The organism is Nisaea sp. (assembly GCF_039990255.1).
In the GTDB taxonomy this organism is placed as follows: domain Bacteria; phylum Pseudomonadota; class Alphaproteobacteria; order Thalassobaculales; family Thalassobaculaceae; genus Nisaea.
On the sequence record NZ_JBDXGG010000018.1, the window covers coordinates 1,548,463 to 1,563,827 of the forward strand.

The window sequence follows — 15,365 nt, forward strand, 5'->3', positions numbered from 1 at the left end:
GCAATTCAGGTGAATCAAGAAATGAACATGATGCGCACCGCAGGTGTGACAAAGAATGCGCTCCTGCAAAAGTACGGAATGCGGAATGTGCCGCGCTACACGAGCTACCCTACGGCTCCGCACTTCCATGAGGGCATCGACGCTACAACTTACCAACAATGGCTAGGCGCACTGAGCCCGGACGAATCTTTATCGATCTACTTGCACGTGCCGTTCTGCAAAGCGCTCTGCTGGTATTGCGGTTGCGCCATGCAGGTCGCCCGGAAATATGGGCCTGTTTCTGAATATGCCCGTGTTCTCGAGCAGGAAATCGAGACCGTCTCGGGTTACATTCGACACCCCGGAACTGTCCGTCACCTACATTGGGGCGGCGGATCGCCGAACCGCCTGAACCCACACGATTTCAGCAGTCTGATGGCGTTGCTGCGCCGCCGTTTTCCCTTCGCCGAAGATGCGGAAATTGCCATAGAAATCGACCCGCGCAGCCTTGATGACAGTCTCGTCGAAGCCTACGTACTTGCCGGTGTCAACCGGGCCAGCCTTGGCTTGCAAGACTTTACCCCTTCTGTGCAGGAGGCCATTCACCGGGAGCAATCGTTCGAATTGGTTGCCGACCGCGTCGGCGCGCTCCGCGCGGCCGGTATCGATGCGCTTAATTTCGATCTGATGTACGGGCTGCCATATCAAAGTATTTCCGATGCAGTCCGTAGTCTCGAATTGGCCCTGACCCTGGCCCCCGACAGGGTCGCTGTATTTGGGTACGCGCACGTTCCATGGATGCGCAAACACCAGAACCTGATACCGACCGACGCTCTTCCGACGCCAGAAATCAGGCGCGATCAGGCGAAGGCAATGGCCGACACTTTGGTTGCAGCAGGCTATGTGCAAATCGGCCTCGACCACTTCGCCCGCCCGGATGACAGCATGGTCAAAGCAATCGAAGCGGGCACCCTGAAACGCAATTTCCAGGGCTATACCACCGACGGCGCATCCACACTGATCGGGTTCGGTGCCTCGTCTATCGGCTCCCTGCCCAATGGCTACGTTCAGAATATCGCCGACACGCGGCTTTATGAGGAAAGTGTCAGAGAATCTGGGCTGGCGGTCGCCCGGGGCATCACGGTCAGTGCCGACGACCGGCTGCGTCGGCAGATCATTGAAAGTCTGATGTGCGAAGGCAAGGCGGACTTAGTCGCGCTTTGTGCCAATGCCGGAATTGCAACCAGCGCACTCCTCGATGAACAGGCCGATCTGAATGAAATGCAGGCAGACGGCCTCCTAAGCTGGGATGGGGAGATGCTCGAGATCACTCCAGCCGGACAACCATATATCCGCGTCGTTGCAGCCAGCTTCGACGCATATCTGCAAGCCGGAAAAGCCCGGCATTCGGGGGCCATTTGATCTCGGGAGATTACTCCGGGACTGAATATGCGGCGCATTGCCGCTGCGCGTTCCGACCACATGGCCGGCTTTCGCCTTTCGAGAGAATTTCGGCCCTAGGGCCCGAGGTGACGTAAGAAATTGACCTGGATCAATGTCCTTATGGTCGAGTGCTTCTAGCGTCCCATTAGCGGCCACTCCGTGAATGGAGCGGTCAATCAGGTGTGTTCAGTATCGCGAGGGAAGTCATGAACAGCACACTAACCGCAAACCGCGACAGCGGCGGCGCATGGATCATGGGCGTGTTCTTTGCGCTTGGCTCCATCGTCAGTCTGCTTTGGATGGCGAAGGCTGCAAGCCCTGAATTGGCTTTCCACGCCTTCCTGTTCTTCGCATTCTTCACACTTGGCTGTTTCGTGCTGGTGAAACGCCATTACGATTTGTCCGAGAGCCCGGCAGCTCCTGTTACCGGTGACGATGTCGGCTATATGGACGGAGTCATCCGTGCAGGTGCCATTGCTTCCACCTTCTGGGGAGTGGTCGGCTTCACAGTCGGCCTGGTAATTGCCCTGCAACTCGCCTTCCCGGCCCTGAATTTCGATCTACCCTGGACAAATTTCGGTCGGCTGCGCCCGCTGCACACCTCCGCCGTTATCTTCGCCTTCGGCGGCAACGTGCTGATCATGACGTCGTTCCATGTCGTACAGCGCACCTGCAAGGCACGCCTTGCGGGCGGCCTCGCCCCGTGGTTCGTGTTCTGGGGCTATCAGCTTTTCATCGTGCTGGCGGCAACCGGTTACTTGCTCGGCATCACCCAGAGTAAGGAGTATGCGGAGCCGGAATGGTATGTGGATCTTTGGCTCACCATCGTCTGGGTAGCATACCTCCTGGTCTTCCTTGGCACCCTCTGGAAGCGCCGTGAGCCGCATATCTATGTGGCGAACTGGTTCTATCTCGCGTTCATCATCACTATTGCGATGCTGCACATCGTGAACAACCTCTCCCTGCCAGTTTCCCTGACGGGTGCGAAGAGCTACTCAGCCTTCTCCGGGGTCCAGGATGCGCTGACCCAGTGGTGGTACGGCCATAACGCCGTCGGCTTCTTCCTGACAGCCGGGTTCCTCGCCATCATGTATTACTACATCCCGAAGCGGGCGGAGCGTCCGGTCTATTCCTACCGGCTCTCCATCATCCACTTCTGGGCACTGATCTTCCTCTATATCTGGGCTGGCCCGCACCACCTGCACTACACGGCTCTTCCGGACTGGGCACAGACTCTCGGCATGACCTTCTCGATCATGCTCTGGATGCCGTCCTGGGGTGGCATGATCAACGGCCTGATGACCCTCTCGGGCGCATGGGACAAGCTGCGCACCGACCCGGTCCTGCGCATGCTGGTGACCTCCGTCGCCTTCTACGGCATGAGCACCTTCGAAGGCCCGGTCATGTCCATCAAGGCGGTGAACGGCCTCAGCCACTACACCGACTGGACCATCGGCCATGTGCATTCCGGTGCACTCGGCTGGGTCGGCATGGTCAGCTTCGGCGCGCTCTATTGCGTGGTTCCGATCATGTGGAGCCGGGAGCGGCTTTATTCGCTGCGCCTCGTCGGCTGGCATTTCTGGATCTCGACCATCGGCATCGTGCTCTACATCACCTCGATGTGGGTGTCCGGTATCCTGCAAGGCCTTATGTGGCGGGCTTATGACAGCCTCGGCTTCCTCGAATATTCGTTCGTCGAGACCGTCGAAGCCATGCACCCCTTTTACGTCATCCGGGCTCTTGGCGGAGCAGTCTTCGTCGCAGGTTCCCTGGTCATGGCCTATAATCTTTACCGCACCATGCGGGGCGATCTTCGCGATGAAGCCCCCTTTGTGGGAGCGCCCGTGCGCGCGCCCCAGGCTGCGGTCGCGGCGGGAGAATGATCAATGTCGCTTCTCAATAAACACGCGATCTTCGAGAAGAACTCGATCCTGCTTTGTGTCGGCGTTCTGATCACCGTCGCCATCGGCGGCCTGGTTGAAATCGCACCACTTTTCTACCTGGAGAGCACCATCGAAAAGGTGAAGGGCATGCGGCCCTACACTCCGCTGGAGCTGGCAGGGCGCAACATCTACATCCGTGAAGGGTGCTACAACTGCCACAGTCAGATGGTGCGGCCGTTCCGTGACGAGGCCGAACGCTACGGTCATTACAGCCTCGCTGCGGAAAGCATGTACGACCATCCGTTCCAATGGGGATCCAAGCGGACCGGGCCAGACCTCGCCCGGGTCGGGGGACGCTACTCGGACGATTGGCACGTGGCTCACATGAACAATCCGCGCTCAGTGGTGCCTGAATCGATCATGCCCGGCTATCCGTTCCTCGCGGAAAAGGCACTCAAGATCGAGAATCTCGCCGGACACCTCACCGCCAATCGCGGCGTTGGCGTTCCCTATTCCGATGAGATGATCGAGATGGCCGTTGAGGACGCCCGCACCCAGGTCAATCCGGATGCCGACGATTTCGATGCCTTCATGGAGCGCTATCCGAAAGCCCAGGTACGGGACTTCGACGGCAATCCGGAGAAGCTGTCGGAGCTGGACGCTCTGGTCGCCTATCTCCAGATGCTCGGCACTCTGGTCGACTTCGATCTCTACGCCAAAGACCCCGCACTCAGGTAGGAGGAGGAATCCATGACATATCAGACTGTTTCCGCCTTCGCGCAATCCTGGGGCCTGGTGTTCCTGGTCGTGATGTTCAGCACCGCCGTCGTCTATGCGCTGTGGCCCGGCAACAAGAGCAAGTTCAAGAAAGCCGCGCATGTGCCGCTTGAGGAGGATTGACCGTGGCTCACAATGTTGAAAAAGACGATGTGACCGGCATCGAGACAACCGGTCATGAGTGGGATGGGATCAAGGAACTCAACAATCCGCTCCCGCGCTGGTGGCTCTGGACTTTCTATGCCTGCATAATTTGGTCAATTGGATATTGGGTTATCTATCCGACCTGGCCTCTGATCAGCAGCCATACCAAGGGCGTGATCGGCTATTCCTCCCGCCAGGATGTGATGGACAAGATCGCTGATGCAAAAGCGGCCCAGGCCCAGTATCTCGACCGGATTGAGGTCGCGTCGCTGGCCGACATCCGGAATGACAGCGAATTGCTGAACTTCTCGCTCGCGGGCGGCAAGTCGGCTTTCGCCGTCAATTGCTCCCAGTGCCACGGTCAGGGCGCTCAGGGCTTCAAAGGGTACCCGAACCTGAACGACGACGACTGGATCTGGGGTGGCTTGCCGGAAGAGATCTCGGCAACCATCCATTACGGTATCCGCTCCGACCATGACGACACCCATTACAGCGAAATGCCGGCCTTTGGCCGGGACGAATTGCTGGAGCGGGAACAGATCAATCAGGTCGTTGAATATGTCCTGAAGATCTCGGGACAGGAGCATGACGAAGCAGAGGCTACCGAAGGTCAGACAGTCTTCGTCGAGCAATGCGCTTCATGTCACGGCAACAAGGGCGAAGGCATGCGCGACTTCGGAGCACCACGCCTCACTGATGCGATCTGGCTCTATGGCGGCGACCGGCAGACCCTGCGGGAGACCGTCAACAATGCCCGCTTCGGCGTAATGCCTGCATGGACCAACCGCCTCGACGAGGCGACCATCAAGCAGCTTGCCATCTATGTTCACTCGCTTGGCGGCGGCGAATAACCCCTGTGTCTGCCGCCGGCTTGCCGGCGGCAGACCATCTCGTGCGTGATCCGGGGCCGGCCATATCCGACCCCCGTCAGTAAACCGACAAACAGGTCACCCAAATGGACCAGGCCAGCCAGGCAGCCAGCCAAGTCAAGGCGTCATCAGCAAATGTCGAGACGATCGATGTCGATGCGGTTAACAAGAAGGAGGAACGCTCCCTCTACCAGGCGCGCGTCAAGATCTACCCGAAGCGTGCCAAGGGTGTGTTCCGAAAGCTCAAATGGCTGGTCATGGCCGCCACGCTGGCTGTTTATTACCTAGCGCCGTGGATCCGCTGGGATCGCGGCCCGAACGCGCCCGATCAGGCAATCCTGATCGATTTTCCGACCCGGCGTTTCTACTTCTTCTTCATCGAGATCTGGCCCGAAGAAGTCTATTACCTGACGGGGCTCTTGATTATCGCCGCCCTCGCCCTGTTCCTGGTAACCAGTCTCGCAGGCAGGATCTGGTGCGGTTATACCTGTCCACAGACGGTGTGGACCGACCTTTTTATCTGGGTCGAGCGTCTGACCGAAGGAGACCGCAGCGCCCGCATCCGGCTCGATAAAGCACCATTTTCCGCCAACAAGATCGCCCGCAAAGCCATCAAGCACGTGCTTTGGTTGCTGATAGGCATGGCGACCGGCGGGGCTTGGATCTTCTACTTCGCCGACGCGCCGACGCTGCTGGTCGATCTCTTCACCTTGCAAGCCCCGATCGTCGCTTACAGCACTGTCGCGGTACTCACCGCCACCACATACATTTTCGGCGGTATGATGCGCGAGCAGGTCTGCACCTTCATGTGCCCCTGGCCGCGCATTCAGGGCGCATTGGTCGACGAGGACTCGCTGATCGTTTCGTATAAGGACGACCGGGGAGAACCGCGCGCGCCATTTAGAAAGGATATGAACTGGGAGACACGAGGCGACTGCATCGATTGCAATCAGTGCGTCGCGGTCTGCCCGATGGGGATCGATATCCGCGACGGCCAGCAACTGGAATGCATCCATTGCGCACTTTGTATTGACGCCTGCAACGACGTGATGACGCGGATTAATCGGCCGCTAAACCTGATTTCCTACGACACCTACGTCAATCACGAGCGGCGAATGGCGGGCGAGCCGGAGCAGAGACCAAGGATTTTCCGCGCCCGGACCGTCATCTACGCGGCCCTGATAGCGATTGTCGGGCTGATCATGCTGGCGGCCCTTGTTACCCGTTCCACACTCGATATCAATATCCTGCATGACCGGAACCCGCTGTTCGTCAAACTGTCCGATGGCGGTATCCGGAATGGCTATACGATCAAGATCCTGAACAAGCAGCACGAGATACGGCGCTTCGAGATCGCGGTCGAGGGACTGGAGAATGCGTTGATCAGCGTTATCGGACTGGACGGCACCAGCGGCCTCACGGTTCCGGCCGATCGTCTCGCCCAGTTCCGAGTTTTCGTTGCCGTCCCGGCAGCCAATGCACCGGACGGGCGAGAGGATTTCAACTTCGTCGTCACAGACCTTGCCGACGGCAACAGCGCCGTAAACGACACGGTATTCAGAGGCCCCGAAAAATGAGCGACACCCATATGAGCACGCCCATGAAGATCAACGGCAAACATGTCCTGCTGATGCTACTCGCCTTCTTTGGCATCGTGATCGCGGTGAACGTCACCTTCGTCTTCGTCGCCCTCGACACCTGGACCGGGCTGACCAGCCACAAATCCTATCAGGAGGGACTGACCTACAACGCGGCGATCCGCGACGCGGAAGCACAGCGGGCGCGAGGCTGGCAGGTGGAGATCGAGTTTTTGCGAGACCAGACCCCGCCGGGGATCATCACCATGTCCGTTTCGGCACGCCTCGCAGACAATGCTGGCAAGGCGTTGATGCCCGACAGCATCACCCTCGCTTTCCGCCACCCGATCAACGAGACCTACGACCAGCTTGTGACGCTCTCCGAGACAACCAACGGACTTTATGTCGGGCAGGCTACCCTTCCTGTCACAGGCAACTGGGACACACGCCTTACATCGGAAATGGCTGACGGGACCCCGTTCCGCCAGGACGGAACGCTCTGGATAGAATAGGCACGAGCATGAACGCCACGTCCGACATGCCGACAGGCACACGCAATACAGAAGCGATCCCTCTCTCGAGTTGCTGCGAGATTGCGGCGGCCATGGATCTCGCGGATGACGTCATCCGTCCGGCGGACGTCGCCTCCTACGTCACCGCCGGTGAAGACGGTATCTCCGACCTGCATCTTATTGTCCGGAACATGCATTGCCCCTCCTGCGTTCGTCAGATCGAGGGCAGCCTGAATGAAAAATCCGGCGTCCTGACGGCAAGACTCAACGCAACAACACGCCGCCTGCATCTGCGCTGGGACGGGGCAAAGACAGACGCGGCCTCCCTCGTTGGCGTCCTGGCTGATCTCGGCTACGAAGTCAGCCCCTACGATCCGGTTAAACTCGCGGCTTCGGCCAGCACGGACGACCGGGACCTCCTGAAGGCCATGGCGGTCGCCGGATTTGCCGCTGCCAACGTGATGCTGATTTCCGTCGCTGTCTGGGCCGGCCTTGCACAGGACATGGGCGAGGCCACCCGGACGCTGATGCACTGGCTTGCCGCGCTGATCGCGCTGCCTGCCGTCGCCTATGCCGGGCGCCCGTTCTTCCGCTCTGCTCTCTCCGCCGTCTCGCACGGCCGCACCAATATGGACGTGCCGATCTCGCTCGCGGTGCTGCTCGCATGCGGGATGAGCCTGTTCGAAACCACCCGGGGCAGCGAGCATGTGTATTTCGACGCCGCCGTCAGCCTGCTTTTCTTCCTGCTGATCGGACGCTTTCTCGATCGTTCACTAAGGCGCAAGGTCGAGTCGGCGGCCCAGAATCTTCTGGCCCTGAAAGCCGTCTCCGCGACCGTCATCAATCGGGACGGCAGCTATGTCTCAATGCCGATGGACAGCATCCGCTCCGGGATGAGTGTCGCGGTTGCCGCCGGTGAGCGCTTCCCTGTCGATGGCGTGCTGGCCAGCGGTCAGACAGAGATCGACACGTCCATGGTCACGGGCGAGAGCCTGCCTCGAGCGACACGGATCGGCGACAAGGTCTTCGCCGGGACAGTTAATATCGGAGCGCCGGTCACCGTGACAGTGACGGCTACTGACGAAGGAACACTGCTTTCCGAAATTGTCGGACTGATGGAAGCCGCCGAGCAAGGTCGGGCCCGGTATGTCCGATTGGCCGACCGAATGGCGCGCTGGTACGCCCCGGTTGTGCACGCCGTCTCTTTGGCCACCTTCCTAGGCTGGTTCCTGATAGGCGGGATGAGTTGGCAGGGCTCGCTCTTGATTGCCATTACCGTTCTGATCGTTACCTGCCCGTGTGCTCTGGGACTTGCTGTTCCAGCGGTCCAGGCGGGAGCTGTCGGGCAATTGCTGAAAGCAGGCATCCTGGCCAAATCCGGAGACGGTCTCGAAAGGCTCGCCGCTGTCGACACTTTGGTCTTCGACAAGACCGGTACGCTTACACTCGGCCAGCCTGAGTTGCTCGACCAGCACGATATCGCACTCGCCGATCTGAAACGCGCCGCTGCGTTGGCTGCAGCCAGCCGTCACCCGCTTTCCCTCGCCCTGCGCCGGGTAGCCGGCCCGGTCGCCGCGCTCCAATCAGTTGAGGAAATCCCAGGTCAGGGCCTCATAGCCACGGACGGTGAGAACGAAATCCGCCTCGGTCGGCGTGAGTTTGCGGGTATTTCGCCTGGTGAAGGCTTAGCCCATGACGGACCCGAGCTTTGGCTTTCCGAGAATGGCCGTCACGTCCAGTTCCGGTTCAACGATACCGTCCGGTCCGATGCGTCGTCCGTAATTTCCGCGCTGAAGCGGGACGGTTACGCGATTGAGCTCCTTTCCGGTGATCGAGAGGATGCGGTTGCCCGGATTGCGAAGGAGCTCGGAATTACGACTTGGCGCCATGGCTGCACACCGCAGGAAAAGATCGCCCGGCTAGACGCTCTCAGCGCACAAGGACGTCTGGCCTGCATGGTCGGCGACGGCCTGAACGATGCACCGGCGCTTGCCGCCGCCTTTGCTTCGGTCTCGCCCGGCACCGCCGCAGACGCGAGCCAGACGGCAGCGGACTTTATCTTCCAGGGTCAGCATCTCGCACCGGTTCTGGAGTGCCTAAAGACCGCCAGAATTTCCCGCGCGTTGGTGATGCAGAATTTCACCCTCGCCCTCGCCTACAATCTGATCGCGGTTCCGGTTGCCGCCGCCGGCTTCGCCACGCCGCTGGTCGCCGCCATCGCAATGTCCTCATCGTCACTGGTGGTGACGCTGAATGCCCTACGCACTAAACTCGGCCAGGTCCTGCCGGAGCCTCACAATGACCGCCCTTAGCTTCCTTATTCCCGCCGCGCTGTTTCTCGGGCTTATCGGTTTGATCGCCTTTCTCTGGGCACTCAAGAACGGACAGTTCGAGGATCTGGACGGCGCCGCACACCGCATGCTGGACGACGACTGACATGTCGTCACAACGCCGTTATTGAGAAAGTTCTCAGGTTAAAATTGCGTGCGACCGGGCCAAACTAAGCTCCATGAAATGGTTGCACATCCTTCAAGCTGCGCTTTTCGCGCTTTTCCTCTCTGCTGGCATGCCCTCTACAGCAGCCCAGAGCGCCACCCCCATATGTGGCCCAAGAGACGCCTGCATTCTTGACGGCGGCAGTTATCACGCAAGAGTACCTGCTAATTGGGACGGAGAAAGTCCCCTTCCCGTCTTGACCTATTTTCACGGATATGGACAGACAGGCCGCTCCGTCATGGCGATGAAAGCGCTGACCAAAGCAGCCAATGACGTCGGCGCGCTCATCATTGCCCCGAACGGAATCGACAAGGCCTGGTCTGTCCGCGGCGCGCCTCCGAACAAACGAGACGAAATCGCCTTCGCGACAGCCGTGATTGAAGATGTTGCCAGGCGCTGGCCCATTGACCAGTCCCGCCTTTGGGTCTCCGGTTTCTCTCTCGGCGCCTCCATGGCATGGGATATCGCCTGTCTGGCCGGGGATCGCTATGCCGGATTTCTACCGGTTTCTGGCTCGTTCTGGCGTCCGCATCCGGAAGCGTGCCCGGCAGGTCCGGTCACAATGATCCATGTGCATGGGCGCGGGGACAAAGTCATGCCACTCGAGGGCCGCACAATTCGCGGTCAATGGCGTCAGGGAGATGTGCTTGAAAGCTTCGAGCTTCTGCGCGGCCATAATCATTGCAAGCTGCCGGAAATCGAGAGCACGGGTTCAAACGGCCTGCTTTGCAAGGAATGGAACGACTGCGACGGAGGATCACGCCTCGCGCTCTGCCTCTATGATGGAGGCCACGCAGCCCCGAAGGATTGGTATCCGCGCGCCTTCGACTGGCTCAACGACGCGGCAAAGGCAAAACCGGCCGGTTAGTCAGGCCTGACACCGTCAAAGGCACGCCGATAGGCATGCCAGGTCGCATGACCGATCAGCGGGAAAGTAACCGCCAGACCGACGAAACAGGTCACGATCCCAACCGCCGTCAGCATCACAATGAGCCAAGCCCAAACCAGCATTGGCCAGAGGTTCTGCCGAACCATTTTCACGCTTTCCAGCACGGCCGTGACCGCATCCACGTCCCGTACCATCAAAATCGGCACGGAGAAGGCGGTCAGTGCGAAGACCGCCGCCGCCAACACGCCTCCAAATGCCGTTCCGACGACAAGCAGACCAAGGCCATCGAAAGTGAAGAACAGAATGCTGATGGATTGCTCCAGCCCGGGAAAGGGTTGGGTGCCAAAAAACAGCGCGTAAAGCAGAGTGGCGATGCGGATCCAGATCAGGTGAGCAGCCATCAGAATCACACCTAGCGAGGCAAGCTGAGTCGGATTGCGAACCGGTACGAATAGCGCCGTTCTCAGGGAGACAGGCTCTCCCGCCTGACGCCGTCGGCTGGTCTCATAGAGACCAACAGCCAGCATCGGCCCCATCAACATGAAACCGGCCGAAAGAGGCAGCAGAAGATGCGGAATATCAAAATAGAACAGCGCACCGGCAAGGCCGAGACTAACGACGGAGAATGCGATCCCGTAAGTCAGGCTGATTGCCGGCCGCGCCAGGATGTCACGCCACCCGGCTGCCAGCCATTCCCAAGGTTCGTCAGGCTCCATCCGGCTGCCTTGCGCCTGGATGGTATCCATCGACACCATTAAATTCCTCCGGTCTTTCTTGCCCGCTCTCATTGCTTGCCCGGCGATCCCGGGCCGTCGTCGCGGCGATTCATTCAGTACTAGTGTCACTCTCAACAATATCCGGAAACAAGGCAAAAACATTGATATGGATCAATGTTCTCCAGTCATCGCGCGAGCATTTAGGTAACCGGCATTCGTATTATGATCGATGGACTGGAGCAGTTATGCGCAAACCGATAACAGATGGAGCTGAAGTCTCCATCGAATTTCCCGACAAGGCCTATCTCGGCTATTTCCGCCGCGACAGTACATTCGATGTGGTGCGTGACGATGATGGCATCGCGGTAAAGCTCGTTCACTCAGGAGAGGACAAGCGTGTCGCGTCATTCCATCTCCACGATTACCTCCTGGCGGATGTCCTGTCCGCAACCGCCGACTGTCTCGAAAATGCAGAAATCGCAGCACCGCAGCGAGCCGCTCTCGCTGAGGCATCTGCGAAGCTCACAAGCATTTTGCAGGACCACAGCTAGCCCAGCAGGCCATCCCTCAAAGCATCCCACATTTCCATTCCAGCTATTGCAGCGCAACAGAGGTCGTGTAAGGCTTGCTCCCTTTCGGGCGCCTCCTCGTGCGGAGCCGCTTTGAACAGGGAGACAAACAATGAAGACCAAGCTGTTCGCAGCGGCGCTTATGGCTGCTGGCCTCGGTATAGCTGGGGAAGCTATCGCCAAAGATAGCCTGATGCTCGGAATAACCCTTGAGCCGCCGCATCTGGATCCGACCGCAGGCGCCGCCGCCGCGATTGATGAAGTCGTCTATCAGAACATATTCCAGGGGCTGACCCGGATTGGTCCGGACGGCGCCGTATTGCCCGGACTGGCAAAAAGCTGGACCGTCTCTGACGACGGCCTGACCTACAGATTCGCACTCCGCGACGGTGTGAAATTCCACGATGGCACGGCATTCGATTCCGCCGACGTTCTCTTCTCGATCGACCGCGCCATGGCGGAAGACAGCACCAACGCCCAGAAAGGCCTGTTCGAGGCGATTGCCAAGGTTGAGGCGTCTGACGCCAACACTGTCACCATCACCTTGAAGCGCCCGACAGGACATTTCCTGTTCAATCTGGGCTGGGGCGATGTTGTCATGGTCGCGCCGGAAAGCGCGGACACGAACAAGACCAAACCTGTCGGCACCGGCCCGTTCACTTTTGATCGCTGGTCAAAGGGCTCCGAGATCCGCCTCACGCGGAACGATGCCTATTGGGGCGATGCTGCGAAACTGGCGAAAGTCAGCTTCAAGATAATGCCCGACGCCGCCTCTTCGGCCGCCGCACTGATGTCCGGTGATATCGACGTCTTCCCGAATTTCGGAGCGCCGGAGTTGCTGGAGCAGTTCCGTGCCGATCCACGCTTCAATGTTGTCGTTGGCACCACGGAGGGGGAGACCATCCTCTCCATGAACAATACGAGCAAAGCTCTCAGCGACATCCGTGTCCGCCGCGCTATCGCCCACGCCATTGACCGACAGGCCATCATCGACGGCGCCATGTTCGGCTCCGGCACCCCCATCGGCAGTCATTTTGCCCCGCATCACCCGGCCTATCTCGATCTGACCGGCATGTATTCACATGATCAGGAGAAAGCCACGTCATTGCTGGCGGAAGCCGGTTACGCGAGCGGCCTTAAACTGCGCCTGACCCTGCCGCCGCCAAGCTATGCCCGCCGTGGCGGTGAAGTGATCGCGGCCCAGCTCGCTGCTGTCGGCATCGAGGCCGAGATCATCCCCGTAGAGTGGGCACAGTGGCTCAAACAGGTATTCAAGACGACGGATTACGATCTCACCATCGTTTCCCACACCGAGCCATTCGATATCGGCATCTATGCGCGCGACAGCTACTATTTCAATTACAAGAGCGCGCGCTTTAACAAGGTCTATGCGGATCTGACCGAAGCCGTTGATCCAGCCAAACGGAAAGAGTTGATCGGAGAGGCCCAGAAAATTCTGGCGGAAGATAGCGTCAACGGCTTCCTTTTCGAGCTGGCCCAGAACGGCGTCTGGAAAAAAGGCGTCAAGGGTTTGTGGACGAACCGTCCGATCCAGGCCAACGATGTGACCGCGGCTTACTGGGAGTAAGCCGAACCCGCCGGACTTTGCTCCATGCTTGAATTTATCGTACGACGCCTATTGGCACTGGCGGCGACCCTGGTGGTCGCCGCCCTGATCGTCTTCCTTGTCATGGAAGTGCTTCCGGGCGATCCGGCGGAGGTCATGCTAGGCCTGAATGCGCAACCGGACACGCTTGCGGCCTTGCGCGCGCAAATGGGACTAGACCGTCCCGCTCCCGAACGGTTCGTCGCCTGGATCTTCGCTTTCCTCTCCGGCGACCTTGGGATCAGCTATACCTACGATGTACCGGTTTCCGAGCTGATCGGAGAGCGTATGGTCGTCACCTTGCCGCTGGCATTGATGGCCATCCTGATATCAACGCTCATCGCGCTTCCGAGCGGTGTACTGTCCGCCATGCTCTGGGGCCGGCCGGCCGATACAGTCATTATGGGGATTGCCCAGCTCGGCGTTGCAGTGCCGAACTTCTGGTTCGCAATTCTGCTGATCTTGCTTTTCGCCGTTACCCTCGGCTGGACCAGCGCCGGCGGCTTCCCCGGCTTTGAGGACGGCGTCATGCCCGCCTTAGGCTCCCTTCTCCTACCGGCCATCGCTCTGGCGCTGCCTCAGGCGGCCATTCTGGCCCGGGTTACACGCTCTTCGGTCATTGAGGTACTCGGCGAGGATTACATCCGGACGGCCCGCGCAAAGGGATTGCCCGGAGGCACCGTTATCTGGCGGCACGCCGTGCGCAACGCGCTCGCCGCCCCGCTGACCATCATGGGCCTGCAATTCAGCTTCCTGCTCGCTGGGACCGTGATCATCGAGAATGTATTCTATCTACCCGGTTTGGGTCGTCTGATGTTTCAGGCCATCGCACAGCGGGACCTGATCGTGGTGAAGGATATCGTCGTTCTGCTTGTGGCCATCGTTATCACCGTGAATTTCATCGTCGACATCCTCTACGCATGGGCCGATCCGCGTCTCAGACAGGGTGGCGGCAATGTCTGATATCGCCACTCTCGGCTCAATTCGCCAACGAACCGGTTTTTGGCGCCGTGCGATGCGTCACCCCGGCTTTCTGATCGGCGGTGCCATCTCCCTGTCCGTCCTGCTGATAGCAGTCCTCGCGCTGATCTGGACGCCGTACCCTGTCACCGTGCTGAATATTGCAGAAAAGCTCAACGCTGCATCCTTTGCGCACCCGCTCGGTACGGACCATTTCGGCCGAGACATCCTCTCCATGCTGATGGTCGGCGCGGGCAATTCCGTGGCAGTTGGTCTGGTCGCGGTCGGCCTTGGCATTGGTGTCGGCGGCCCTCTCGGGCTCCTCTCGGCAATGCGGCCCGGGTTGATCAGCGAAGCTGTGATGCGAGCAAGCGACCTCGCCTTCGCCTTTCCCGCCCTGCTGACAGCAGTGATGATCACGGCGATCTACGGGCCAGGAACCGTGAACTCGATCATCGCCATCGGTATCTTCAACATCCCGGTCTTCGCCCGATTGACCCGCGGCGTCTCGCTTTCGGTCTGGAAGATGGAATATGTCACGGCAGCCCGCGCTGTCGGCGTGCCGCCCCTGCAGATCGCCCTTCGCCACATGCTACCCAACATTGCCAGCCCGCTGATCGTGCAGGGAACTATCCAGTTCGCCCTCGCCATCCTGGCCGAGGCCGGTCTCAGCTATCTTGGTCTCGGCACCCAGCCGCCGCAACCGAGCTGGGGTAAAATGCTGCACGAAGCACAGACCATGCTGTACTTCGCGCCCATGCTGGCGATTCTCCCCGGATTCTGCATCGCGTTCACCGTGCTCGGCCTGAACCTGCTTGGAGATGGCCTTCGCGATCTGCTTGATCCGAAACTTCGGCGTGCAGCAAAACTGCCAAAGACCTAGAATATTGGGAGGTGTTCGGGGTATCAGGCATAGGGCCTCGATTTTTCTGCTTTTGATGCAAG

Annotated in this window: 15 protein-coding genes; 14 read left to right on the forward strand and 1 reads right to left on the reverse strand. The window is 59.4% G+C overall.

What is annotated here, in order from left to right; translation table 11 throughout:
* Window positions 1-27: 27 nt before the first annotated feature.
* The 10 genes from hemN to ABJ076_RS17725 all read left to right on the forward strand — a co-directional run bounded on the left by hemN (window position 28) and on the right by ABJ076_RS17725 (window position 10,548).
* A complete protein-coding gene (gene hemN / locus ABJ076_RS17680; protein WP_348185847.1) occupies window positions 28-1,401 on the forward strand; it encodes an oxygen-independent coproporphyrinogen III oxidase in 1,374 nt (457 codons plus the stop codon).
* 467 nt (window positions 1,402-1,868) lie between these two features.
* Window positions 1,869-3,305, forward strand: a complete 1,437-nt coding sequence (gene ccoN / locus ABJ076_RS17685) for a cytochrome-c oxidase, cbb3-type subunit I (protein ID WP_348185943.1) — start codon at window positions 1,869-1,871, stop codon at window positions 3,303-3,305.
* A 3-nt stretch (window positions 3,306-3,308) separates the two neighbouring features.
* On the forward strand, window positions 3,309-4,043 hold the full coding sequence (gene ccoO, locus ABJ076_RS17690; RefSeq protein WP_348185850.1) for a cytochrome-c oxidase, cbb3-type subunit II: 735 nt from the start codon (window positions 3,309-3,311) through the stop codon (window positions 4,041-4,043).
* Window positions 4,044-4,055: 12 nt separating this feature from the next.
* Window positions 4,056-4,205, forward strand: a complete 150-nt coding sequence (locus ABJ076_RS17695; protein WP_348185852.1) for a cbb3-type cytochrome c oxidase subunit 3 — start codon at window positions 4,056-4,058, stop codon at window positions 4,203-4,205.
* Window positions 4,206-4,207: 2 nt separating this feature from the next.
* Complete coding sequence (gene ccoP, locus ABJ076_RS17700; RefSeq protein WP_348185854.1) at window positions 4,208-5,077, forward strand: cytochrome-c oxidase, cbb3-type subunit III; 870 nt, start codon at window positions 4,208-4,210, stop codon at window positions 5,075-5,077.
* A gap of 104 nt (window positions 5,078-5,181) precedes the next feature.
* A complete protein-coding gene (ccoG, locus tag ABJ076_RS17705) occupies window positions 5,182-6,672 on the forward strand; it encodes a cytochrome c oxidase accessory protein CcoG (RefSeq protein ID WP_348185856.1) in 1,491 nt (496 codons plus the stop codon).
* Window positions 6,669-7,184 (forward strand): FixH family protein, encoded by a 516-nt coding sequence (locus ABJ076_RS17710; RefSeq protein ID WP_348185859.1) that lies wholly within the window; start codon window positions 6,669-6,671, stop codon window positions 7,182-7,184. The genes ccoG and ABJ076_RS17710 overlap by 4 nt, the downstream gene beginning before the upstream one ends.
* 8 nt (window positions 7,185-7,192) lie before the next feature.
* Window positions 7,193-9,496 carry a heavy metal translocating P-type ATPase gene (locus ABJ076_RS17715; RefSeq protein ID WP_348185862.1) on the forward strand — a complete coding sequence of 768 codons (2,304 nt, stop codon included), beginning with the start codon at window positions 7,193-7,195 and terminating at the stop codon, window positions 9,494-9,496.
* The gene (ccoS, locus tag ABJ076_RS17720; protein WP_193170465.1) at window positions 9,483-9,620 is read left to right on the forward strand and encodes a cbb3-type cytochrome oxidase assembly protein CcoS; all 138 of its coding nucleotides are present in this window, start codon (window positions 9,483-9,485) and stop codon (window positions 9,618-9,620) included. Before ABJ076_RS17715 ends, ccoS begins: the two co-directional genes overlap by 14 nt.
* Before the next feature lie 130 nt (window positions 9,621-9,750).
* Window positions 9,751-10,548, forward strand: coding sequence for a hypothetical protein (locus ABJ076_RS17725; RefSeq protein ID WP_348185946.1), 798 nt, complete (start codon window positions 9,751-9,753; stop codon window positions 10,546-10,548).
* Here ABJ076_RS17725 and ABJ076_RS17730 read toward each other — a convergent pair.
* Window positions 10,545-11,324: a DUF2189 domain-containing protein gene (locus ABJ076_RS17730; protein ID WP_348185866.1), complete on the reverse strand. Its 780-nt coding sequence runs from the start codon at window positions 11,322-11,324 to the stop codon at window positions 10,545-10,547. The genes ABJ076_RS17725 and ABJ076_RS17730 overlap by 4 nt on opposite strands.
* A gap of 206 nt (window positions 11,325-11,530) precedes the next feature.
* On the opposite strand from ABJ076_RS17730, the gene ABJ076_RS17735 reads away from it, so the two are divergent.
* The 4 genes from ABJ076_RS17735 to ABJ076_RS17750 all read left to right on the forward strand — a co-directional run bounded on the left by ABJ076_RS17735 (window position 11,531) and on the right by ABJ076_RS17750 (window position 15,303).
* Complete coding sequence (locus ABJ076_RS17735; protein WP_348185868.1) at window positions 11,531-11,836, forward strand: hypothetical protein; 306 nt, start codon at window positions 11,531-11,533, stop codon at window positions 11,834-11,836.
* 130 nt (window positions 11,837-11,966) lie between these two features.
* Window positions 11,967-13,442, forward strand: coding sequence for an ABC transporter substrate-binding protein (locus ABJ076_RS17740; RefSeq protein WP_348185869.1), 1,476 nt, complete (start codon window positions 11,967-11,969; stop codon window positions 13,440-13,442).
* Between the two features lie 24 nt (window positions 13,443-13,466).
* Window positions 13,467-14,423, forward strand: coding sequence for an ABC transporter permease (locus ABJ076_RS17745; protein WP_348185871.1), 957 nt, complete (start codon window positions 13,467-13,469; stop codon window positions 14,421-14,423).
* The gene (locus tag ABJ076_RS17750; protein WP_348185873.1) at window positions 14,416-15,303 is read left to right on the forward strand and encodes an ABC transporter permease; all 888 of its coding nucleotides are present in this window, start codon (window positions 14,416-14,418) and stop codon (window positions 15,301-15,303) included. The genes ABJ076_RS17745 and ABJ076_RS17750 overlap by 8 nt, the downstream gene beginning before the upstream one ends.
* Window positions 15,304-15,365 lie beyond the last annotated feature (62 nt).